Here is a 19,290-nt window from a genome sequence, read left to right on the forward strand (position 1 = left end):
TAGCTACTCGCCGCCTCTCCTGCGTAGGTGAGAAAAGCTAGTAGCTAACAGCCAAAAGCTAGCAGCCAAAAAATGCGTTACGTTTCCATCGACCTCGAAATGAGCGGTCCCGACCCCCTGCGCCACCAGGTGCTGGAGCTGGCTGCCGTAGTAGAGGATACCAAGCGGGCCGCCGCCACGCCCCTGGCTGAGCTGCCGGCCTTCCGCCGCGCCGTGCGCCACCCCGAAATCTGCGGTACGGCAGGCGCCCTAGCCCTCAATGCGGGGCTGCTGCGTGAGCTAGCCGATAAAACCAAGCTAACCGCGCCCGACATCTGCCGGCCCGACGAGCTGCTGCCGCAGCTGCGCGAGTTTTTGCTAGCTAATGGCTTTCGGCCTAACAAAAAGGATTGTCTAAGCGTGGTGATGGCGGGTAAAAACTTCGCTACGTTCGACCTGCTTTTCTTACGCCAACTGCCCGGCTGGAGTACCCTGCTCAAAGCCGAACCTGCTGTGCTGGACCCCGCCGCCTTTTACCTCAACTGGCACAAAGACTCGCGCCTGCCCACCATGCTCATCTGCCAGGCGCGCGCCGGCGATGCTGAGCCCCACGTAGCCCACGAGGCCCTCGCCGATGCCCTAGAGGTAGTACGTCTGTTGCGGCCCTTCTACGAGCACCCGGCCTATAAAGTAGTGAACAATGAGCAATGAACAGTGGGCACGCTATCTAATGAGTTCAGATTGACTCATTAGATAGCGTGCCCACTGTTCATTGCTCATTGTTCACTATTAATTGAAACTACCAGCTGCCGCTGGCACCGCCGCCGCCGCTACTGCCGCCGCCGAAGCCACCAAAGCCGCCGCCTCCACCGCCGCCCCCGCCCCCGCCGAAGACTCCGCGGCCACCCGAGAAATCGCCGAAGATGATAGGGGGCATGAAGCCACCGCCCAAGCCGCCGCGCCCACCCCGGCCCCCGCCGCCCCCACGCGAGCGCAGCAAGAAGACGAGGACTAGGATGCCAATGATTATCCAGAAGCCTGCGCCCGAGCCGGTGCGGTCGCGGCGCCCGCGGCTACGCGGCGCTTGGGCTGGATCAGCTTTGTATTCGCCCCGGGCCAGGGCTATCAGCTGGTCGGTAGCCCGGTCGAGACCTGCGTAATACTGGTTTTGGCGAAAAGCTGGCACCAGCGTATTGCTGATAATACGCTTGGCCAGCGCGTCGGGCACCGCTCCTTCGAGGCCGTAGCCCGTCTGAATTCGGGCCTTGCGCTCCTGAATGGCCACGAGCACCAAGATGCCGTTGTTGTTATTCTTCGAGCCGATACCCCAGCTTTCATACAGCTTTTGGGCATAGTCGGCAATGTCATTGCCCCCTAGGGTAGGCACCGTGACCACCGCTATCTGCGAGGTCGTACTATCGTTGTAGCTAACCAGCTTCTGCTCCAAGGCAGCCACCTCCTGCGGCTGCAGCACCTGCGCTAGGTCGTTTACCAGGCGAGGTGGGCTAGGGGGGGGCGGTACTTGCTGGGCCCGCGCCGCCAGCCCTAGGCTCAGCCACAGCAGCAGGCCAAGTAGGCCGCGCCAGTAGCTGGTAGCCGCTTGGTGTAGGGGAGAAGGTTTTTTAGGAAATTCTAGAAAAGATTGGTTCATCGGCGGGGCGGCGAAGGGGGCGCATCGTCCCCGTAAGAGATAGTGTCGTCCAGCTCGTTTATATCGGTGGCGGCATCGTAGGGGAAAAACTGTTGCAGCTGTTCCCCCACCAGCCGAATGCCGCGCTCTAGGCCCAGCACGTATTGCTCTTGCCGAAAGTGACCCACTACCATTTCCTTCACGTCCTCCCAAAACTCGTCGGGCACCGTGGAGTTGATGCCCGCATCGCCGACCACGGCGAACTGCCGGCTCTGCCAAGCCAGGTAAAACAAGACCCCATTGCGCAGCTTTGTCTGGTGCATTTTGAGCTCGGCAAATACCTGTGCCGCCCGGTCCAAGGGCTCAGGCGTAGGGCATTTTTCCTCTAGGTGCAGTCTTATTTCGCCCGACGTGCGCAGCTCGGCCTGCTTGATAGCAGTCACCAGCGCTTCTTCCTGAGCCGGGGTGAGAGGGTGGGTCATTTTCGTAGGGTAAGAGCTGAGAGGTATGAGTTTTGAGTTCTGACCTATGGCCCACTAAATGGATAAGCGGCCACCTCAAAACCCAAAACTCAACCTTCAAAACTCAATTAGAACTGAACGGTAGGCGCTTTTTCAGACCCTTCGGCTGCCTTGAAGTAAGGCGCTTCCTTAAAGCCGAACATGCCCGCAAACAGGTTATTGGGGAACGACTTGATAAAACCGTTGTAGTCATTGGTAACGGTGTTGAACTTGTTGCGCTCTACGTTGATACGGTTTTCCGTGCCCTCAATCTGCGCTTGCAGCTCCTGGAAGTTGGCATTAGTCTTCAGTTCAGGATAGTTCTCGCTCACGGCCAGCAGGCGACCTAGGCCAGCCGAAAGCTGTCCCTGCGCGGCCTGAAACTTCTCAATGTTTTCGGGAGTGAGGTCGTTGGCGTTGAGTTGCACGCTGGTAGCTTTTGCGCGGGCTTCCATCACGCTGGTCAGCGTGGCTTGCTCCTGCTTAGCGGCACCTTTTACCGTGTTTACTAGGTTCGGAATTAAGTCAGCCCGGCGCTGGTAGGCGCTTTGTACGTTACCGGTTTGGGCTTTCACAGCTTGGTCGCGCTGCACCATGCCATTGTAGCCGCACGATGACTGCGAGAGGAGCGTAACCATCGCGGCGAAATAGAGAAGAAGGCGTTTCATAAGGGGTTAGGGTTTCTGAAAGCCGGCCATTAGTTTTGAGGTCCGGCGGTGAGAAATAAGAAGCGTATTGCCGCAACCACTACCGCCAGTTAGCGGTTAGTGGCCCGACCGGGGCAAAATACGCACGCGCCCCGCCACGGTTGTATAGTCTGTTCGGTATCCTGCTCGCGCCTGCGCCCTCGCCCTTACCTTTAGCTACATGAAAGCCATTATTCCTGTTGCCGGCATCGGCTCGCGCCTGCGCCCCCACACCCACACGCAGCCCAAAAGCCTGGTGCCGGTGGCTGGCAATACCATTTTAGGCCACATCATCGACCGGCTGAAGGCGGCGGGCCTTACCGAGTACGTGTTCATTATTGGCTACCTAGGCGAAAAAATCGAGCAGTACGTGCGCGAGCACTACCCCGACCTCAACGCCACCTTCGTGGTGCAGTCGCCGCGTGAGGGCTTAGGCCATGCGCTGTACATGGCCCGTGAGACCTTTCGGCACGATACTGACGGCGTGCTCATCCTGCTTGGCGATACCATCGTTGATGTAGACCTGCCCGCCCTGCTAGCCCAGCCCGGCACCATCTTGGCCGTGAAGGAAGTAAAAACGCCTAGCCTCTTCGGCATTGTAGAGACTGGCGCCGATGGCCAGGTAAACCGCGTGGTCGAAAAACCCCGCATCCCGAAGTCAAACTACGCCCTGGTGGGTCTCTACAAGATTGCCAACGCCGAAAAGCTGGCCGAGGCCCTAGAGTGGCTTATTGCCACCGACCAGCGCACTCACGAGGAGTTTCAGCTCACCGACGCCCTCATGCACCTCATCGAGGAAGGCGAAGTGATGCGCCCCGCCGCCGTAGACAACTGGTTTGACTGCGGCCGCAAGGAAACGCTGCTCGAAGCCAACGCCCGCCTACTCGACCAACCCGAGTTTTACACCGCCCGCGAATACCCCGACTTCACTGATACCGTCGTAATTCCGCCCGTGAGCATTGGTGCTGGCTGCCGCATTGCCCACTCCATTATCGGCCCCAATGTGGCCATAGGCGAGGGCACTATCATCCGGCACACCATTGTCAGCGATAGCATAATCGGCTCCTACAGCGAACTTAGCTCGGCCGTGATGCACGATTGCATTGTAGGCTCCGATGCCTCGTTCCGTGGCCTCAACCACAGCCTCAACCTAGGCGACAATACGGAGATTGATTATAGCCAGGCTCGGAGCTAACGAATAGCTACTGAGCATAAAAGGGAAAGGGCGTACTATCAAATTCGATAGTACGCCCTTTCCCTTTTATGCTCAGTAGCTATTCTACTACCATGTTATCAATCAGCCGCACGCCCCCTAGGTGGGCGGCCACGCACAGCACCACAGGCCGGCCGGCTTCGTAGCTAGTTATCGGCTGCAAGGAGTGCGCATCGGCTACTTCGATATACTCGGGGATGAAGGCAGACTCTTGCGCCAGCGCTGCCAGCGCTTGCTGCTGTACCTGGGCGGGCGGCACCCCTAGGCGCACCTGCGTCGCCGCCTGCTGCAATACCTGGTAGAGTAAGGGAGCCACCGCCCGCGCCGCGGGCGATAGCCGCGCATTGCGCGATGACATGGCTAAGCCATCAACCTCCCGCACCGTCGGAAAAACAACTAGTTTTAGGTCGAACGAGAGGTCGGCAATCAGCTGCCGCACAATGGCGACCTGCTGAAAGTCCTTCTGCCCAAAATACGCCACGTGCGGCCGGGCCAGGTGAAAGAGCTTGCTCACCACCGTGGCCACGCCGTTGAAGTGGCCGGGCCGGTGCGCGCCTTCCATCACTTGCTCTAGCGCGCCAAAATCGAAGCGCAACACCGCGGGCTGCGGATAGACTTCGCTCACGGTGGGCATAAATAGCACTGTGCAGCCGGCCGGGGCCAGGGCCGCCGCATCTTGCTCGGGGAGGCGCGGGTAGAGGCGTAGGTCGTCGGGGTTATTAAACTGGGTGGGGTTAACGAACACTGACGCAATGACTTCGTCGCAGGCCTGGGCCGCGGCGCGCACCAGCTGCAAGTGGCCCTCGTGCAGGGCGCCCATCGTGGGTACCAGCCCTAGGCGCCGGCCAGCAGCGCGGGCCTGCTCGGCGTAGGCGCGCAGCTCGGCGGCGGTAGTAAAAATTAACATTCCTTAGTATAGCCTAAAAGCGAGGTTTGAATGAATTTTATTGATTTTTCGCTAAAAAATGCGTAATTTTGTGTAGCCAAGCCTTGGCCTTTTCCTAAATCCTTTCCCAATTATCATGTCGAAGTTGCGAATCCTGTACGCGGCCACCGAAATTGACCCTTTCCTGCAAACCACGAAAGTGGCTGAGCTACTGCGCCGCCTGCCGGCCGCGATGCAGGAGACCGGGGCTGAAATCCGGATTTTTGTGCCTCGCTTCGGCATTATCAACGAACGTAAAAACCGGCTGCACGAAGTAGTACGCCTCTCGGGCATCAATATTGCCGTGGGGGACGACGAAAAGCCGCTGGTGATTAAAGTGGCCTCGATTCCGACCGCGAAGCTACAGGTTTATTTTATTGATAACGAAGATTACTTCCACCGCAAATCGGCGCTGGTGGATAAGAATGACAAGTTTCACCCCGATAACGACGAGCGCGCCATCTTCTTTTGCAAAGGTGTGCTCGAAACGGTGAAGAAGCTAGGTTGGTCGCCCGACATCGTGCACTGCAACGACTGGATGACCTCGCTCATTCCGCTGTACCTAAAGACCACCTACAAAAAAGACCCGGTTTTCAAGGATGCTAAATCTGTATTTACCGTCTACAACAACGAGTTTTCCGACAAGTTTGAAGGCAATCTGGTCGAAAAAGCCAAAATGCTCGACATCGACGACGACATGTTGAAAGAGCTGAAATCGAACGATTTCTCGGGTTTTGTGAAGCTGGGTATGGAATATGCCGATACGGTGGTGCGCTCCGACGAAGACTTCTCTGACAACCTCAATGGGCTATTTAAGGAGTATGCCTCACGCAAACACTTAAGCCAGGTAGCCGCCGACGAAAACCTGCTTTCGTCCTACCAGGCCCTCTACAATGACCTAGCCAGCTAGGGCGCTGCTTGGAATATTCCCAGCTGTAGTACCTTTGCTTTTACCAACCGGCCGTTGGCATCGCTTTAAGCGGTCCAACGGCCGGTTTGTTGTTTAAGCTATCTTTGTAAATAGTAATTAGCGAAGACGGGGGCCGCACGGTAAAGCTGGCTTCTACTGGGCTAATTTAGTTGCTACAGAAATTTTACTTCCACATTTTTATCCTATAAGCCATGTGCGGCATTGTTGCATATTTAGGTCATCGTGAGGCCTGCCCTATTATTCTCAAAGGACTGCATCGCCTCGAGTACCGGGGCTATGACTCGGCGGGCGTAGCCCTGCTCAATGGCACCCTGAGCGTTTATAAGAAAAAAGGCAAAGTTGCCGACCTAGAGAACTTCCTAGGTGACAAGGATACCCACGCCACGGTGGGCATGGGCCACACTCGCTGGGCTACCCACGGCGAGCCCAACGATGTAAATGCTCACCCGCACTATTCGACCTCAGAGCGCATTGCCATCATCCACAATGGCATTATTGAAAACTATGCGGCCCTGAAAACGCACTTGCAGCAGCAGGGCCATGTGTTTCATTCTGATACCGATACCGAGGTTTTTGTTAATCTCATCGAGGAAATTCAGAAGCAAAACGAGTGCACACTCGAAGAAGCCGTGCGCCTGGCCCTGCACGAGGTAGTGGGGGCTTATGCCATCGTGGTGCTGAGCAAGGATGCGCCCGACCAGCTCATTGCTGCCCGCAAAGGGTCGCCGCTGGTTATTGGCATCGGGGAAGGCGAATTCTTCGTTGCTTCTGATGCTACTCCTATTATTGAATACACCAACGAGGTAGTATACGTAAATGACTATGAGCTAGCCGTTATCAAAAACGGGCAGCTGGCTATTCGCTCGCGAGAGGACGTAGCGCAGACGCCTTATATTCAGCGCCTCGAATTAGAGCTGGATAGCATTGAGAAAGGCGGCTACGAGCACTTCATGCTCAAGGAAATTTTTGAGCAGCCGCGCTCTATTCTCGATTCGATGCGCGGGCGCCTCGAGCTGGGTGGCAGCCACCTGAACATGGCGGGCTTCCGGGCCTACGAGCAGAAGTTTGTCAATGCCCATCGCATTATCATCGTGGCCTGCGGCACGAGCTGGCACGCTGGCCTGGTAGCCGAATACTTGATTGAGGACCTGGCCCGCATTCCGGTAGAGGTTGAGTACGCCTCGGAATTCCGCTACCGCAACCCCGTTATTTCGGAGCGCGACATTGTAATTGCCATTTCGCAGAGCGGCGAAACAGCTGATACACTTGCTGCCCTGGAGCTGGCTAAGAGCAAAGGGGCTACCATTTTTGGTATCTGCAACGTGGTAGGTAGCAGCATTGCCCGCGCTACCGATGCCGGTGCCTATACCCACGCCGGCCCCGAAATTGGGGTGGCTTCGACCAAGGCCTTCACGGCGCAGGTAACGGTGCTGGCGCTGCTGGCCATGTGTATTGGCCAGCGCCGCGGCACGCTCTCCGATACCAAGCTGCGGGAGCTCATGACTGAGCTGCACAACATTCCGAGCAAGGTAGAGCAAGCCCTGAAGCTGGATGCCGAGATTCAGCGGATTTCCGAGACCTTCAAGGATGTACCCAACTTCCTGTACCTAGGCCGGGGCTACAACTTCCCGGTGGCGCTGGAAGGAGCACTCAAGCTCAAGGAAATCAGCTACATTCATGCTGAAGGTTACCCGGCTGCCGAAATGAAGCATGGTCCCATTGCCCTCATCGACGAGAACATGCCGGTGGTCGTTATTGCCACTCGCGATAGCTCGTACGAGAAGATAGTAAGCAACATTCAGGAAGTAAAAGCGCGCAAGGGCCGCATCATTGCGGTGGTAACCGAGGGCGACACGACCATTCCGGCTATGGCCGAATTTGTGGTAGAAGTGCCCCATACCTCGGAAGTACTGATGCCGCTGGTATCGGTAGTGCCACTGCAACTGCTGAGCTACCACATTGCCGTGATGCGCGGCTGCAACGTAGACCAACCCCGCAACCTGGCCAAATCGGTGACGGTGGAGTAAGCTGTTTAGCTAGCTTTGTTGACCGGCCCCCAGTCAAGAAGTAGTCAGAAACTACTTTTGGCTGGGGGCTTATCATTGTAAGACATTGATTATGAAAAAGAGTGAAGGGGCACTTTTACTGTTGGCCATCCTATGCGTACTGCCTTTTACAGTATTAGCATTTTATAGTCATCCAGCACTAGACGATTTCGCTTTAAGTAATTATCTGCGCACTACCGGCCTGCTGGCGCATGTTTGGAGCGCTTACCTAGAGCACTCGGGCCGTTACGCTTCCTCTCTGACTAGTTTCGTTTTCATACTGTTTGATGCTTATCCTCAGTGGTATGGCTACCAGATTTTTATTTTTCTTATACTATTCGCTTCGGGTTTATTCGGGGCTGCTACAGCCGCTACATGGGGGACGCAGGCAAATACGAAACGGGTGCTGCCTGGCAGTGTGCTAGTTATTGTAGGCTTTAGTGCGTATCCATGGCCAGCTGAGGGATTATTCTGGCTAACGGGAGTGCAGGCCTATCTTATCTCCCTCATTATTAGTTGCTGGCTACTAATGCTATTGGCGTGGTTATACAATGCACCCTCGACCAGTAAACACCCAATAGGTTGGGTAATAAGCGCCGTGCTAAGTTTTCTAATTCCGGGCTTCTCCGAAATATGGGCTATGCTAATACCGCTGGTGGGAGGAGCGCTCCTGATAACAGGAAAATGGCCAGTACGCCGGGAAGTGTATTGGGTGATTGGGGCTGGGTTATTAGGCTGCGCACTCACACTGCTGGCGCCCGGTAATTTTATCCGGCTACAACAATCCAGTGAACACAGCGGAGGGTTGAAAATAGGGTATGCTCTCACTCAAGCAATTTTAGGCACGGGTTATATATTGGTAAACTGGCTTGCTAATGGCTTACTACTGCTGCTGACTGTCGCATTGTGGCCGTTAAGCCAAACTATTGCCCGCCATACCGGGCGTAGCTTTCTTAATCGTCTAACCAACCACTGGGCAGTGTGGCCCAGCGTGCTAGTGCTCGGGTTGTTTACAGCAATGCTTTTTTGCTTCTTAGCAACTGGTATAGGACCCGCACTACGCGTAAAGAATCTGTTGTATTTCTACTTCTTGTTCTGCTGGTTCTTGGGGGCACATGCCTTATCGCGTCGCTACATAGCACCTGTTGCTAAGCAGACTTGGTCCCCAGTCTGGCAGTATGGCCTGGGTGTAGGAATACTGTGCTACTTCTTAACTGACCACAATAACTCGCTTCAGCATGAGCGAATAGGCCAAGCCACTTCTTCTGTGGTGCAGGCCTACCGCGACTGGCTGAGCGGCAGTGCTGCTCGCTACGACCAGCAGCAGCGCGCCCGCGTGGCGCTCGTGCGTGCAGCAGCACCTAGCATAGTTCCCTTGCGCCTTGACCCTTTGCGCGAGCAGCCACGCACTATTTTCTACTATGATATTTCAGCCGACGAGCGCCTGTGGGGCAACGTGGCTTACTCGCAGTTTTACGGTGGCCCAGTGGTGTACGTGCTAAAGGCAGGCGCGCCTCGCTAGGTACGGGCTGAGATAGCCAGCCGTGTCATGCGTTACTTTGATGAGCCAACCTAATGTGCTAATAGCTCCCATGCCCCACCAGATTATTTTCTCCGACCAGGCCCCGGCGCCCATTGGGCCCTACTCGCAAGCTATCAAAGCCGGTAACACGGTATACGTGTCGGGCCAGATACCCCTCGATGCCGCTGGGCAGCTTGTGGGCACCGGCGATGTAAGCGCCCAGACGCACCAGGTACTTAAGAACCTGACCGCCGTGCTGGCCGCCGCTGGCCTGGCCCTTACCGATGTAGTGAAGTGCTCCATCTTCGTGAAGGACCTAGGCAACTTCGCTACCATCAATCAGATTTATGGCACTTACTTCGACGAAGCCACCGCGCCGGCGCGCGAAACGGTGGAAGTAAGCCGCCTGCCGCGCGATGTAGAAGTTGAAATTTCCTGCATCGCTGTAGCATAATGTAATGGGCGTAGTTGGGATACTGAGCGTAAGGAAGCCATAGTACTAAGCTCAGTACTCCAATTATGCCCATTACCCATTGCCTACCTTTGTAGCATTATGAGTGAAAGACCTGTTCGGGTGCGTTTTGCCCCTTCGCCTACTGGCCCGCTGCACATTGGCGGCGTGCGGACGGCCCTGTACAACTACCTGCTGGCCCGCAAGCTGGGCGGCACCATGATTCTGCGCATCGAGGACACCGACCAAAACCGGTTTGTGCCCGGCGCTGAGGACTACATTCGCCAAAGCCTGGAATGGGTGGGCATCGAGCTCGACGAAAGCCCGTGGGTGGGCGGCCCTCACGCTCCCTACCGCCAGAGCGAGCGCAAGCCCATGTACCGCGCGTACGCCGACCAGCTTATTCGCGACGGCTACGCCTACTACGCCTTCGACACGCCCGAGGAGCTAGACGCCATGCGCGAGCGCCTGCAGGCTGCCAAAGTACCCAACCCGCAGTACAACAGCATCACGCGCACTCAAATGCGCAACTCGCTGACCTTGCCCGAGGATGAGGTGAAGCAGCTACTCGACGGCGGCGCGCCCTACGTTATTCGCCTCAAGGTGCCGCGTAAGGAAGAAATCCGCTTCCAGGACCTTATTCGGGGTTGGGTAGTGGTGCACTCTAGCGCCGTCGACGACAAGGTGCTGATGAAGTCGGACGGTATGCCGACCTACCACCTGGCTAACATCGTGGACGACCACCTCATGGAAATCTCCCACGTTATTCGGGGTGAGGAGTGGCTACCTTCGGCGCCGCTGCACGTGTTGCTGTACCGCTACCTAGGCTGGGAAAAGACCATGCCGCACTTCGCCCACCTGCCGTTGCTACTTAAGCCCGATGGCACTGGCAAGCTCAGCAAGCGCGATGGCGACCGCCTAGGCTTCCCGGTGTTTGCCCTAGAATGGCGCGGTACCGACGCCGAAACAGGCGAGCCTACCGTGAGCCGCGGCTACCGCGAAGAGGGCTACCTGCCCGAGGCACTGGTCAATTTCTTGGCTTTCCTAGGGTGGAATCCTGGCACCAGCCAGGAGATTTTCTCGATGCCCGAGCTGATTGAGGCGTTCTCCATCGAGCGCGTGAGTAAGTCGCCCGCTAAGTTCGACCAAGCCAAAATCAAGTGGTTCAATGAGCACTATCTGCGCGCCAAGCCCAATGCCGAACTGGCGCCCTACCTGCTGGACCAGCTAGCCGAGCACAGCATTGCGTGCTCGCCCGAGAAGGCCGAGCAGGTGGTGGGCGTGATGAAGGAGCGCGTGAGCTTTCCGCAGGATTTCTGGCAGGAGGCGAAGTACTTCTTCGAGGCTCCGACCGAGTACGACCAGTCGGTTATCAGCAAGAAGTGGAACCCGCAGGTGTCGGCTGCCTTGGCCGCCTACGCCGAAGCCCTGCCCGCCGATTCGGAGCCTAGCGCCAACGCCGAAGTGCTCAAAAATATTTTTAACGATACCACTGCAGCCCAAGGCCTCAAGCCCGGTCAGGTACTGCAAGCCTTACGCGTAGCCGTAACTGGCGCCGGGGCTGGCCCCGACCTTTTCGAGACCCTGGCCATTCTGGGTACCGGCGAGGTGGGCCAGCGCTTGCGCGCCGCCGTCGAGCGCCTAGGGTAACTACGCCTTATTTAATAGCTAAAAAGCCGCGCCCCAACACTCGGGCGCGGCTTTTTGCGTATTACCCGCCATTACGCATTGCTCATTCTTAATCGCTCATTGCAGAAATGGCTAAGAAACCCACCAAACCCAAGCAAAAGGCGCCCGAGCCCGAAAAGAAGGCTCGCGTGCATAAGGAGCTGGAAGGCTTCGAAATAGGAGTAAATCCGCTGGGAGAAATCACTTCTAACTACTCCATCGAGCAAATAAACCAATTCCTAGGTCGCCACGTGCGCGATAAAAAGATTGTGAATCGCGAAGGTCAGTACGGCGAAGAAGCCCAGGCCAAAAGCGCCGCCGAAGCCGCCCGCCTGGCCAGCGAGGAAGACGAGTTCCCGATAGCCGAAGGTGCTGCCGACGAGCCCGAAGAAACCGACGAAGACTTTATGAAGCGCACCAGCCGCGAGGCCAAGCGCAAAAAAGACGTGGGTAACGACGCCGACGAGGCCGCCGAACTCCGGCGCGAGCTCCCTGACTAAGTAACAAGATGCCAGCTACGCGCAAGCGCGCTGCCCTAGGTTACATATCCTGAATGGGGTGGCTGGCTACCTGCTGGCCCTTCTCATAGGTGTTAATCTCGACCAGCCGGCCGGTTTCGGAAAACCGGCGCCACTCGCCAAACCAGAAGTAGTGCAGCACGGTGCCCTCGTCGGCCACGCGGGCGCGGCCCTTCTGCGACACTTGGCCGTTGGGGTGGTAAAAGGTGATATCGCTGTAGTCGCGGCGGTAGCGCTCCTCGTGGTCGAGGGTGCCCAGTTGCGTGTAGTAGCGCCAGTGGCCCACCGGCCGGCCGTGCCGGTAGCGCCCCGTGGTGAAGCGCGTTTGCTTATTCTTCTCGTCGAAGTAGGTGCGCCAGCGGCCCTGATGCTCTCCCTGACGGTCGTAGCCATTGGTGCGCCAGAAAGCGGCGTGTCGGCGGCCCGGCACTGCCGTAGTGCAAGCCGAGGCCGCGAGGCCAAGTAGGGCAAGGAAAAGGTAGCGCATGGCAGCTGTTTGAGGGCGTGAGGGTTAGGCTTTTATCTCTAACGACAGAAGTTGCCTGTAAGTATAACACAGTTCGTGCGATATAGCCTGTGGTATACATTTGCCACTCACCCAATCCCTAGCTGAACCATGCGCTCGCACGAGGTAGATTACCGTATTCTTGGCTCCGATATTCAAGTGCTCGAAATAGAGCTCGACCCGCAGGAAACCGTCATTGCCGAGGCTGGCGCGATGGTGTACATGGATGAGGCCATTGCCTTCGAGACCAAGATGGGCGATGGCTCAGAGCCCGACCAAGGCCTACTGGGCAAGCTGTTTTCGGCGGGTACCCGCCTCATCACCGGCGAAAGCCTGTTTCTGACACACTTTACGCACCGCGGCGGCTACGGCAAAAGCCGGGTGGCCTTTTCGGCGCCTTACCCCGGCACCATCATTCCGCTCGACCTAGGGACACTGCCCAACGGCCTTATTGTGCAGAAGGATGGCTTTTTAGCCGCCGCAAAGGGTACGAAAATCAGCCTGCACTTAAACCAAAAATTGGGGGCTGGCTTCTTCGGGGGCGAAGGGTTTATTCTGCAAAAGCTTACTGGCGATGGCAAAGCCTTTGTGCACGCCGGGGGCACCATCATCGAGAAGCGCCTCAATAATGAGCTGCTGCGCGTCGATACGGGCTGCGTGGTGGCGTTCGAGCCGGGTATCGATTTCAGCGTGGCCCGGGCCGGGGGGCTGAAGTCGATGATATTCGGTGGCGAAGGGCTGCTGCTGGCCACCCTGCGCGGCACAGGCCGCGTCTGGATTCAGTCGATGCCGGTTAAGAAGCTCATCCAGGCCCTGGCACCCACTGGCGGCAATGCCCGCAAGGAAAGCGGCAGTGTGCTCGGCAGCCTCACTAACGGCTGGCTGGATGAATAGCAGCGGCCGGATAGCCGGCCGACTGGTCGTTGTCGCTTTGTAAGTGCACCCCCACGATAACGCCGACCGAGGCAATGAGGGCAACGGCAAGTACCGCTAAAAGTGCTAAAATGCGACGGTTGGGAGCCTGCGCGGCACTGAGCTGCTTAGCACCATTAAATGCAGAGCGTCGATAGCGCCGGCCCGTAGAAGAAGCCAGCGACCTGTCGGAAATAGACCGAGAAGATGCCATGTATAAAGTAATGATAAACGGGTGGGAAGGAGAAGTGTAGTCATAATTTAGTCGAAGAAAAGTACGAGGCCATGGGCCCAACGGATTACTGGTTATCGACTTATAAGCAAAATAAATTGAACATTTTCAAACAAAGTAGTCTTGCTGGAAAAATTGCTATTTATTCCCAGCTCAAACCACGTTCTACCACTCAGTTGTTCCCTAGGTAGCTTGTGACTATCGCCTTCGCGCCCAACTACATCCTGCCCCTGCCGCCGGGCCACCGCTTCCCGATGCTGAAGTACGAGCTACTGCCCGAGCAACTGCTGCACGAAGGCACCGCCACGGCCAGTGATTTCTTCGTGCCCACGCCCCCGCCGCTGGCCGATGTGCTGCTCACGCATGAGGCCGACTATGTGCACCGCCTACTGCACGGCCAGCTTACGCGACCCGAGGAGCGAGCCAGCGGCTTTCCGTGGAGTGCGGCCCTGGCCGAGCGCGAAATAACGCTGCTCGGGGGTACCATTGGGTGCGCGCAGCGGGTGCTGGCGGGCGCGGGCGTGGCCCTCAACATTGCCGGGGGCACGCACCACGCCTTTGCCGGCCGGCCCGAGGGCTTTTGCCTGCTCAACGACCAGGCAGTGGCCGCCAACTGGCTGCTGGCTCACGAGCCCGCTCGCGTGCGCCAGATTTTGATTATCGACCTTGATGTGCACCAGGGCAACGGCACGGCGGCCATCTTTCGGCACGAACCGCGGGTGTTTACGTTTTCGATGCACGGGGCCCGCAATTTCCCGGGGCGCAAGGAGCTATCGGACCTCGACCTGCCCCTGCCCGACGGCACCGGCGACGACCAGTACCTAGGGCTACTGGCCGATACGTTGCCGCGCCTGCTCGACGAGCAGGTGCGCCCCGACTTCGTGTTTTACCTCAGCGGCGTCGATGTGCTAGCCACCGATAAGCTGGGGCACTTGGCCCTGAGCCGGGCCGGCTGCCGCCAGCGCGATGAGTTGGTGCTAAGCGCCCTGCACCAGCGCGGCCTGCCTACGGTGGTGTGCATGGGCGGCGGCTACTCCGAGCGCATTGCCGATATTGTAGAGGCCCACGCCAATACCTACCGGGCGGCTGCCAGCCTGTGGTAGTGCTGCAAAGCCCCTAGGTGCCCCTGAAACGGTAGTGGAAGCTGTAACGAAAAAAAGCCCCGCTCCAAAGGGTAGGAGCGGGGCTTTTTTTAAGAAAAGGAGAAGCTAAATAAGCTTAGTTATAGCGCTGGTTCGAAGGGCGGTTGGGGTCATTGTCCGTGCCGCTGAAGGTTTTCGAGAACCAATCTTTGATATCGTCAATGGCGTGGCCAGTCTTTTCTTGTAGGCGGCCAAACCACTCATCTTGCTTGCCTTCGTCGTAGGTCATGTCATCGTCGGTGAGCTGGCCCCACTTCTGTTTGGCAGCACCTTTGATTTCGTTCCAGTTACCACGAGCGCGCAGCTCGGTGTTATCGCCGATGTTATTGTTGTTAACGTCCATGAGTGAAAAAGTTGAAAGGGTGGGTTGTGGAGCTTGTACGGCGATAAACTGCGCGGGGTTGGCGGGTTACGCTGGCTGACGTAGCAGGTAGCTTACTTTCGGGCTGATTAAGCTCACCCCCTCATGGACGACCTGCGCCTGACGCTGCAAACCCTGCCCCCCGACGACCGCCGCGACCTGGAGCGGTTTATTCAGTGGCAGCGCCGCAAAACCACTGGCCGGCAAGACCTGCGCCTGCTGGAATTGCTGCTCAGCCCCAAGGAGTATAAGACCGAAACGCTCATCCAGAAGCTATACCCTGACGAGCCTAATGCGGTGGCGTACTACGCTTTGCGCAAGCGGCTGCTGCGGTATCTGACTGATTTTCTGTTGCTGAGGCAGCGCCAGCACGATGCTACGGCTGCTACCTCGGTGCGCGGGCAGCTTACGCTGGCGCAGTACCTGTTTGGGGCGGGCGTGCCGCGCCTAGCTTGGAACCTGCTGCGCAAAGCCGAAAAACTGGCCCAAGACAACGAGCAGTACGAGCCGCTGAACGCGGTGTATAACCTGCAAATTCAGTACGCAAACTCGCCCTACGCCGAGCCGCTCGACGCCATTATTGAGCGCCGCCACCGCAATAAGAAGGCCGCCGATGAGGAAGAGCGCGCCGCCATTGCCGACAGTCTGCTGCGCCAGCGCCTGCGCCAGGCCCGGCAGCACGGCCGGGGCGCCGTGCCAGCCGACGAGATTCTGCACAACATATTGGTCGAGTACGACTTGCAGGAGGCCTTTGCCCGCTCGCCCTCGCTGCTATGCCGGCTCATGAGCATCACGCGGCACGCCATGCTGGTGCGGGGCGACTTTGCCACGTTTGCGCCCTTCATCGAGCGCTGCTACCGGCTCATGGAGCGCCGCCACGGCTTTGCGCCAGCCCACCGCGGCTACCAGCTGCGGCTGCTGTACATGCTGGCGCACGCGCTCTATCGCTCGCGGCGCTTTCCCGAGTCGGTGGCCTACCTAGAGCAGGGCCTGGCCGCGCTGGCCGCTGCGCCAGGCCGGCAGTTTGCCGAGCTGCGGCCGCGCCTCACCTTTTTGCTGGCGGCCAACTACGCTTTTTTGCGACGGAATAAGGCCAGTATCAGTCTTTTGGAAGAAGCACTGGCGGCCCAGCCACCCCTGCTACCCGCCGACCAACTTACCGCGCGCCTGCAGCTCAGCTTTCACTACTTTGCGGAAGCTAATTTTCAGAAGGCCAACCAGACACTCATCAGCCTCGACCGCACCGACCACTGGCTCGAGCAGAACCTCGGGCTAGAATGGGTGCTCAACCATAACCTAGGCGAGATGCTGATTCAGCTAGAGCTGGGCAACCCCGACCAGGCGCTGGCCCGCCTGCGCGCCGTAGAGCGCCGCCTGCACGAGCAGTATCCGGCCACCGCCGCCACGGCCGAGGCGGCCGCCATGCCCCTAGGTGGCCCCTACCACGCGGTAATGAGCTTTATGGGTTTTGTGCGCGAAATCATTGCCGACCCGGCCGTGGCCCGTACCCCCGAGTTTGCGGCGCGGGTGGCGCGCATCCCAGCCTTCTTGTCGGAGGAGCGCGAAGACCTGCAAGTAATTAGCTTCTATGCGTGGCTGAAAGCACGGGTGCTGGGCCGGCCGTATTACGACGTGCTGCTGCAGCTGGCCGAGCAGTAGGGCCGGCTCGTCGGTCGCGCTATTGCTTGGCCAGCTGGTTGATGTCTTTTACTTCCAGCACCTTCTTAGGGGCGCCGTGCTCGGCCGCGTGCAGGAGTGCTAAAGCCAGCTCGCGCAGAGTGCTGCTGTAGTTGAACAGCCGCGCCAGCGGAATCAGCCAGCTAAACCAGCGATATACTGCGGGCACGTGCCGCTGGCCCTTCACGGGCTTCAGGCCACCCGGCCGAAACATGTAGGCCGCCTTAAAGGGTAGGGCCAACAAGTCGTTTTCAGTGCGGCGCTTCACCTGCGCCCATTTCATGCTGCCGCCGGTGCCCGCCCCCGAGATGTAGCAAAACGTAGCCGCGGGCGAGTGTCGCACCAGTGTTTGGGCTAGGTGCAGCGTTAGGTCGTGCGTAACCCGCGCATACGCGTCCTCCTTCATGCCCACCGACGATACGCCTGCGCAGAAGAAGCACGCCGTGTAGCCGCGCAACTCTTCTCCTATGCCCCCTAGGTCGAAAAAATCGGGTACCAGCAGCTCATGCAGCTTGGGGTGCGCGTGCCCGCTGGGGCGGCGGCTGATAGAAAGTACCGTTTCTACCTCGGGCTGGTCGAGCAACGTCAGCAGCACCCCTTCGCCCACCATGCCAGTGGCGCCAGTCAGAATAATCCGTTGGGACATAGAATTAAGACAAAACCCGTGCTCCCAAAAGACGCAGGAGCACGGGTTTTGTTTTGACTGAGCTGACGCGGACCCAAAAAATAGCGCTACAACTCCTTGCGCAGGCGCGCTACCGGGATGTTGAGCTGCTCGCGGTACTTGGCTACCGTGCGGCGGGCAATGTTGTAGCCGCGAGCATTTAGCATTTTTTCGAGCTTGTCGTCGCTGAGCGGGTGGTCTTTTTTCTCATTGCCGATGAGGTCCTTCAAAATGCTTTTCACCTCGCGGCTACTAGCGTCCTCGCCCGAGTCGGTGGCAATGCCTTCGGAAAAGAAGAATTTGAGCGGATAAATGCCGTGCTCGGTCTGGATGGACTTGGAGTTGGCCACCCGGCTAATAGTCGAAATGTCCATGCCAATGGCCTGGGCAATATCCTTGAGAATCATGGGCCGCAGCTTCGAGTCGTCGCCGGTCAGGAAAAACTCGCGCTGGCGCTCCACAATAGCCGACATGGTACGCAGCAGCGTATTTTGGCGCTGCCGTATGGCGTCGATAAACCACTTGGCCGAATCGAGCTTTTGCTTCACAAAGCTCACGGCCTCCTTCATCTTAGCGTCTTTCTTAGATGCCTTGTCGTAGGTCTGCAGCATCTCGCGGTAGTCGCGGCTCACGCGCAGCTCGGGGGCGTTGCGAGCGTTCAGGGTCAGGTTTAGCTCGCCGTTGTCATTGGTCAAGATGAAGTCGGGCATCAGGTACTGCGCCCCGCCCGCGCTGCCGCGCCCACCGCTCACGGGGCCGCTGCCGCCCGGCTTGGGGTTTAGCTTCAGAATCACGGCCACGGCTTCCTTCAACTCGTCGTCTTCTAGGTCCAGCTTTTGCTGGATACGCTGGTAGTGCTTCTTGGTAAACTCCTCGAAGGTGTCGGTCAGGATGCGCTCGGCGTTTTGGGTAGCCTCATCCTGCGGGCGTCGCTCGAGCTGCAGCAGCAGGCACTCGGGCAGGTCGCGGGCCGCGATGCCGGGCGGGTCAAACGTTTGGATAACGCGCAGCACGCTCTCAATCTCGGTTTCGGTGGCTTCGATGTTCTGGCTAAAGGCCAAGTCGTTGGCAATAGCCGCTAGGTCGCGCCGGATGTAGCCGTCGCCGTCGATTGAGCCAATGAGTTGCTCGCCAATGCTTTGTTCTAGCTCATCGAGCTGGGCGTAGTGCAACTGGTCGAGCAGTGAATCTTGTAGCGAGCCACTAGTATCGGCCAGGGGCATTTCGCGCTCCTCTTCGTCGCCGGGGCCATCGCCCTGCATCTTGTAGCCCGCTATCTCGTCGTCGTTAACGTAGTCGCTGATGTCGATTTCGTGGTTGTCGTTGTCGATACCTAGGGCCTCGGGCTCGGCGGACGGCTCGGGGCGCTCGTCGGCGTAGTCGTCGGGGCCGGCGCTGTCATCGGAAGCCTCATTACCGCCGAAGTCCTCGTCCAGCGTGTTGTCGTCGCTGTCGAGCGAGTCGTTAGGGTCGTTGTCGTCGGCCGAGTCGTCGGGGCTGTCGTCGCGCTCGGCATCGTCGCTGTCGCCTTCCTCTAGGGCCGGGTTCACCTCCATCTCCTCCTTGATGCGCGTTTCGAGCTCTGCCGTAGGGATTTGCAGCAGCTTGATGAACTGAATCTGCTGGGGCGAAAGGCGCTGAGAGAGAAGCTGTTTGAGGTCAAGGCGTTGCATAAGGAAAGGCTACTAGCGGAATGGGCCAAGGGGCCAGCGCGGACGGTGGGCGATAG

20 protein-coding genes are annotated in these 19,290 nt (G+C 58.2%); 11 read left to right on the plus strand and 9 right to left on the minus strand.

Annotation, left to right across the window (positions count from 1 at the left end; translation table 11 throughout):
• The first annotated feature begins 72 nt into the window (after positions 1–72).
• Positions 73–690: a 3'-5' exonuclease family protein gene (locus JAO77_RS11605; RefSeq protein WP_198990547.1), complete on the plus strand. Its 618-nt coding sequence runs from the start codon at positions 73–75 to the stop codon at positions 688–690.
• 88 nt (positions 691–778) lie between these two features.
• Here JAO77_RS11605 and JAO77_RS11610 read toward each other — a convergent pair whose 3' ends face one another.
• The 3 genes from JAO77_RS11610 to JAO77_RS11620 all read right to left on the minus strand — a co-directional run bounded on the left by JAO77_RS11610 (position 779) and on the right by JAO77_RS11620 (position 2,777).
• Positions 779–1,630 (minus strand): TPM domain-containing protein, encoded by an 852-nt coding sequence (locus JAO77_RS11610; RefSeq protein ID WP_198990548.1) that lies wholly within the window; start codon positions 1,628–1,630, stop codon positions 779–781.
• A complete protein-coding gene (locus JAO77_RS11615) occupies positions 1,627–2,091 on the minus strand; it encodes a TPM domain-containing protein (protein ID WP_198990549.1) in 465 nt (154 codons plus the stop codon). Before JAO77_RS11615 ends, JAO77_RS11610 begins: the two co-directional genes overlap by 4 nt.
• 107 nt (positions 2,092–2,198) lie before the next feature.
• A complete protein-coding gene (locus JAO77_RS11620; protein ID WP_144845958.1) occupies positions 2,199–2,777 on the minus strand; it encodes a LemA family protein in 579 nt (192 codons plus the stop codon).
• Between the two features lie 199 nt (positions 2,778–2,976).
• Here JAO77_RS11620 and JAO77_RS11625 point away from each other — a divergent pair, with 199 nt between their 5' ends.
• The gene (locus JAO77_RS11625) at positions 2,977–3,990 is read left to right on the plus strand and encodes a sugar phosphate nucleotidyltransferase (RefSeq protein WP_144845960.1); all 1,014 of its coding nucleotides are present in this window, start codon (positions 2,977–2,979) and stop codon (positions 3,988–3,990) included.
• Between the two features lie 79 nt (positions 3,991–4,069).
• On the opposite strand, the gene panC is transcribed toward JAO77_RS11625, so the two are convergent.
• Complete coding sequence (gene panC / locus JAO77_RS11630) at positions 4,070–4,915, minus strand: pantoate--beta-alanine ligase (protein WP_198990550.1); 846 nt, start codon at positions 4,913–4,915, stop codon at positions 4,070–4,072.
• A gap of 115 nt (positions 4,916–5,030) precedes the next feature.
• Between panC and JAO77_RS11635 the strand changes: the two genes are divergently transcribed.
• The 6 genes from JAO77_RS11635 (at position 5,031) to JAO77_RS11660 (ending at position 12,050) form a co-directional block, all read left to right on the plus strand.
• Entirely contained in the window at positions 5,031–5,843 is an 813-nt protein-coding gene (locus tag JAO77_RS11635; protein WP_198990551.1) for a glycogen/starch synthase, read from the plus strand.
• Between the two features lie 212 nt (positions 5,844–6,055).
• Complete coding sequence (gene glmS, locus JAO77_RS11640; RefSeq protein WP_198990552.1) at positions 6,056–7,891, plus strand: glutamine--fructose-6-phosphate transaminase (isomerizing); 1,836 nt, start codon at positions 6,056–6,058, stop codon at positions 7,889–7,891.
• Between the two features lie 91 nt (positions 7,892–7,982).
• A complete protein-coding gene (locus JAO77_RS24125; RefSeq protein WP_235998388.1) occupies positions 7,983–9,431 on the plus strand; it encodes a DUF6056 family protein in 1,449 nt (482 codons plus the stop codon).
• A 70-nt stretch (positions 9,432–9,501) separates the two neighbouring features.
• On the plus strand, positions 9,502–9,885 hold the full coding sequence (locus JAO77_RS11650) for a Rid family detoxifying hydrolase (protein ID WP_198990554.1): 384 nt from the start codon (positions 9,502–9,504) through the stop codon (positions 9,883–9,885).
• A 99-nt stretch (positions 9,886–9,984) separates the two neighbouring features.
• Positions 9,985–11,532: a glutamate--tRNA ligase gene (gene gltX, locus JAO77_RS11655; protein WP_198990555.1), complete on the plus strand. Its 1,548-nt coding sequence runs from the start codon at positions 9,985–9,987 to the stop codon at positions 11,530–11,532.
• 107 nt (positions 11,533–11,639) lie between these two features.
• Complete coding sequence (locus JAO77_RS11660; RefSeq protein ID WP_198990556.1) at positions 11,640–12,050, plus strand: hypothetical protein; 411 nt, start codon at positions 11,640–11,642, stop codon at positions 12,048–12,050.
• Between the two features lie 40 nt (positions 12,051–12,090).
• On the opposite strand, the gene JAO77_RS11665 is transcribed toward JAO77_RS11660, so the two are convergent.
• Positions 12,091–12,555: a toxin-antitoxin system YwqK family antitoxin gene (locus JAO77_RS11665; RefSeq protein ID WP_198990557.1), complete on the minus strand. Its 465-nt coding sequence runs from the start codon at positions 12,553–12,555 to the stop codon at positions 12,091–12,093.
• A gap of 129 nt (positions 12,556–12,684) precedes the next feature.
• On the opposite strand from JAO77_RS11665, the gene JAO77_RS11670 reads away from it, so the two are divergent.
• The gene (locus tag JAO77_RS11670) at positions 12,685–13,467 is read left to right on the plus strand and encodes a TIGR00266 family protein (RefSeq protein ID WP_198990558.1); all 783 of its coding nucleotides are present in this window, start codon (positions 12,685–12,687) and stop codon (positions 13,465–13,467) included.
• Here JAO77_RS11670 and JAO77_RS11675 read toward each other — a convergent pair.
• Positions 13,445–13,699: a hypothetical protein gene (locus JAO77_RS11675; protein WP_198990559.1), complete on the minus strand. Its 255-nt coding sequence runs from the start codon at positions 13,697–13,699 to the stop codon at positions 13,445–13,447. The two genes, JAO77_RS11670 and JAO77_RS11675, sit on opposite strands and share 23 nt — an antisense overlap.
• A gap of 212 nt (positions 13,700–13,911) precedes the next feature.
• Here JAO77_RS11675 and JAO77_RS11680 point away from each other — a divergent pair, with 212 nt between their 5' ends.
• Positions 13,912–14,820 carry a histone deacetylase family protein gene (locus JAO77_RS11680; RefSeq protein WP_370550155.1) on the plus strand — a complete coding sequence of 303 codons (909 nt, stop codon included), beginning with the start codon at positions 13,912–13,914 and terminating at the stop codon, positions 14,818–14,820.
• A gap of 115 nt (positions 14,821–14,935) precedes the next feature.
• Here JAO77_RS11680 and JAO77_RS11685 read toward each other — a convergent pair whose 3' ends face one another.
• The gene (locus JAO77_RS11685; protein ID WP_198990560.1) at positions 14,936–15,202 is read right to left on the minus strand and encodes a CsbD family protein; all 267 of its coding nucleotides are present in this window, start codon (positions 15,200–15,202) and stop codon (positions 14,936–14,938) included.
• Positions 15,203–15,325: 123 nt separating this feature from the next.
• On the opposite strand from JAO77_RS11685, the gene JAO77_RS11690 reads away from it, so the two are divergent.
• Positions 15,326–16,879: a hypothetical protein gene (locus tag JAO77_RS11690; RefSeq protein WP_198990561.1), complete on the plus strand. Its 1,554-nt coding sequence runs from the start codon at positions 15,326–15,328 to the stop codon at positions 16,877–16,879.
• Positions 16,880–16,898: 19 nt separating this feature from the next.
• Here the strand turns inward: JAO77_RS11690 and JAO77_RS11695 are convergent, their stop codons facing one another.
• Together JAO77_RS11695 and rpoN are read right to left on the minus strand one after the other, a co-directional pair.
• On the minus strand, positions 16,899–17,543 hold the full coding sequence (locus JAO77_RS11695) for an NAD-dependent epimerase/dehydratase family protein (protein ID WP_198990562.1): 645 nt from the start codon (positions 17,541–17,543) through the stop codon (positions 16,899–16,901).
• An 86-nt stretch (positions 17,544–17,629) separates the two neighbouring features.
• A complete protein-coding gene (gene rpoN, locus JAO77_RS11700; protein ID WP_198990563.1) occupies positions 17,630–19,234 on the minus strand; it encodes an RNA polymerase factor sigma-54 in 1,605 nt (534 codons plus the stop codon).
• Positions 19,235–19,290: the final 56 nt, after the last annotated feature.

Source organism: Hymenobacter sp. BT559, assembly GCF_016427535.1.
Classification (GTDB): domain Bacteria; phylum Bacteroidota; class Bacteroidia; order Cytophagales; family Hymenobacteraceae; genus Hymenobacter.

Excerpts from the sequence above, each read along its gene's own strand:
- JAO77_RS11605 (WP_198990547.1), top strand. The coding sequence starts at position 73 with ATGCGTTACGTTTCCATCGACCTCGAAATGAGCGGTCCCGACCCCCTG.
- JAO77_RS11610 (WP_198990548.1), bottom strand. The coding sequence starts at position 1,630 with ATGAACCAATCTTTTCTAGAATTTCCTAAAAAACCTTCTCCCCTACAC.
- JAO77_RS11615 (WP_198990549.1), bottom strand. The coding sequence starts at position 2,091 with ATGACCCACCCTCTCACCCCGGCTCAGGAAGAAGCGCTGGTGACTGCT.
- JAO77_RS11620 (WP_144845958.1), bottom strand. The coding sequence starts at position 2,777 with ATGAAACGCCTTCTTCTCTATTTCGCCGCGATGGTTACGCTCCTCTCG.
- JAO77_RS11625 (WP_144845960.1), top strand. The coding sequence starts at position 2,977 with ATGAAAGCCATTATTCCTGTTGCCGGCATCGGCTCGCGCCTGCGCCCC.
- panC (WP_198990550.1), bottom strand. The coding sequence starts at position 4,915 with ATGTTAATTTTTACTACCGCCGCCGAGCTGCGCGCCTACGCCGAGCAG.
- JAO77_RS11635 (WP_198990551.1), top strand. The coding sequence starts at position 5,031 with ATGTCGAAGTTGCGAATCCTGTACGCGGCCACCGAAATTGACCCTTTC.
- glmS (WP_198990552.1), top strand. The coding sequence starts at position 6,056 with ATGTGCGGCATTGTTGCATATTTAGGTCATCGTGAGGCCTGCCCTATT.
- JAO77_RS24125 (WP_235998388.1), top strand. The coding sequence starts at position 7,983 with ATGAAAAAGAGTGAAGGGGCACTTTTACTGTTGGCCATCCTATGCGTA.
- JAO77_RS11650 (WP_198990554.1), top strand. The coding sequence starts at position 9,502 with ATGCCCCACCAGATTATTTTCTCCGACCAGGCCCCGGCGCCCATTGGG.
- gltX (WP_198990555.1), top strand. The coding sequence starts at position 9,985 with ATGAGTGAAAGACCTGTTCGGGTGCGTTTTGCCCCTTCGCCTACTGGC.
- JAO77_RS11660 (WP_198990556.1), top strand. The coding sequence starts at position 11,640 with ATGGCTAAGAAACCCACCAAACCCAAGCAAAAGGCGCCCGAGCCCGAA.
- JAO77_RS11665 (WP_198990557.1), bottom strand. The coding sequence starts at position 12,555 with ATGCGCTACCTTTTCCTTGCCCTACTTGGCCTCGCGGCCTCGGCTTGC.
- JAO77_RS11670 (WP_198990558.1), top strand. The coding sequence starts at position 12,685 with ATGCGCTCGCACGAGGTAGATTACCGTATTCTTGGCTCCGATATTCAA.
- JAO77_RS11675 (WP_198990559.1), bottom strand. The coding sequence starts at position 13,699 with ATGGCATCTTCTCGGTCTATTTCCGACAGGTCGCTGGCTTCTTCTACG.
- JAO77_RS11685 (WP_198990560.1), bottom strand. The coding sequence starts at position 15,202 with ATGGACGTTAACAACAATAACATCGGCGATAACACCGAGCTGCGCGCT.
- JAO77_RS11690 (WP_198990561.1), top strand. The coding sequence starts at position 15,326 with ATGGACGACCTGCGCCTGACGCTGCAAACCCTGCCCCCCGACGACCGC.
- JAO77_RS11695 (WP_198990562.1), bottom strand. The coding sequence starts at position 17,543 with ATGTCCCAACGGATTATTCTGACTGGCGCCACTGGCATGGTGGGCGAA.
- rpoN (WP_198990563.1), bottom strand. The coding sequence starts at position 19,234 with ATGCAACGCCTTGACCTCAAACAGCTTCTCTCTCAGCGCCTTTCGCCC.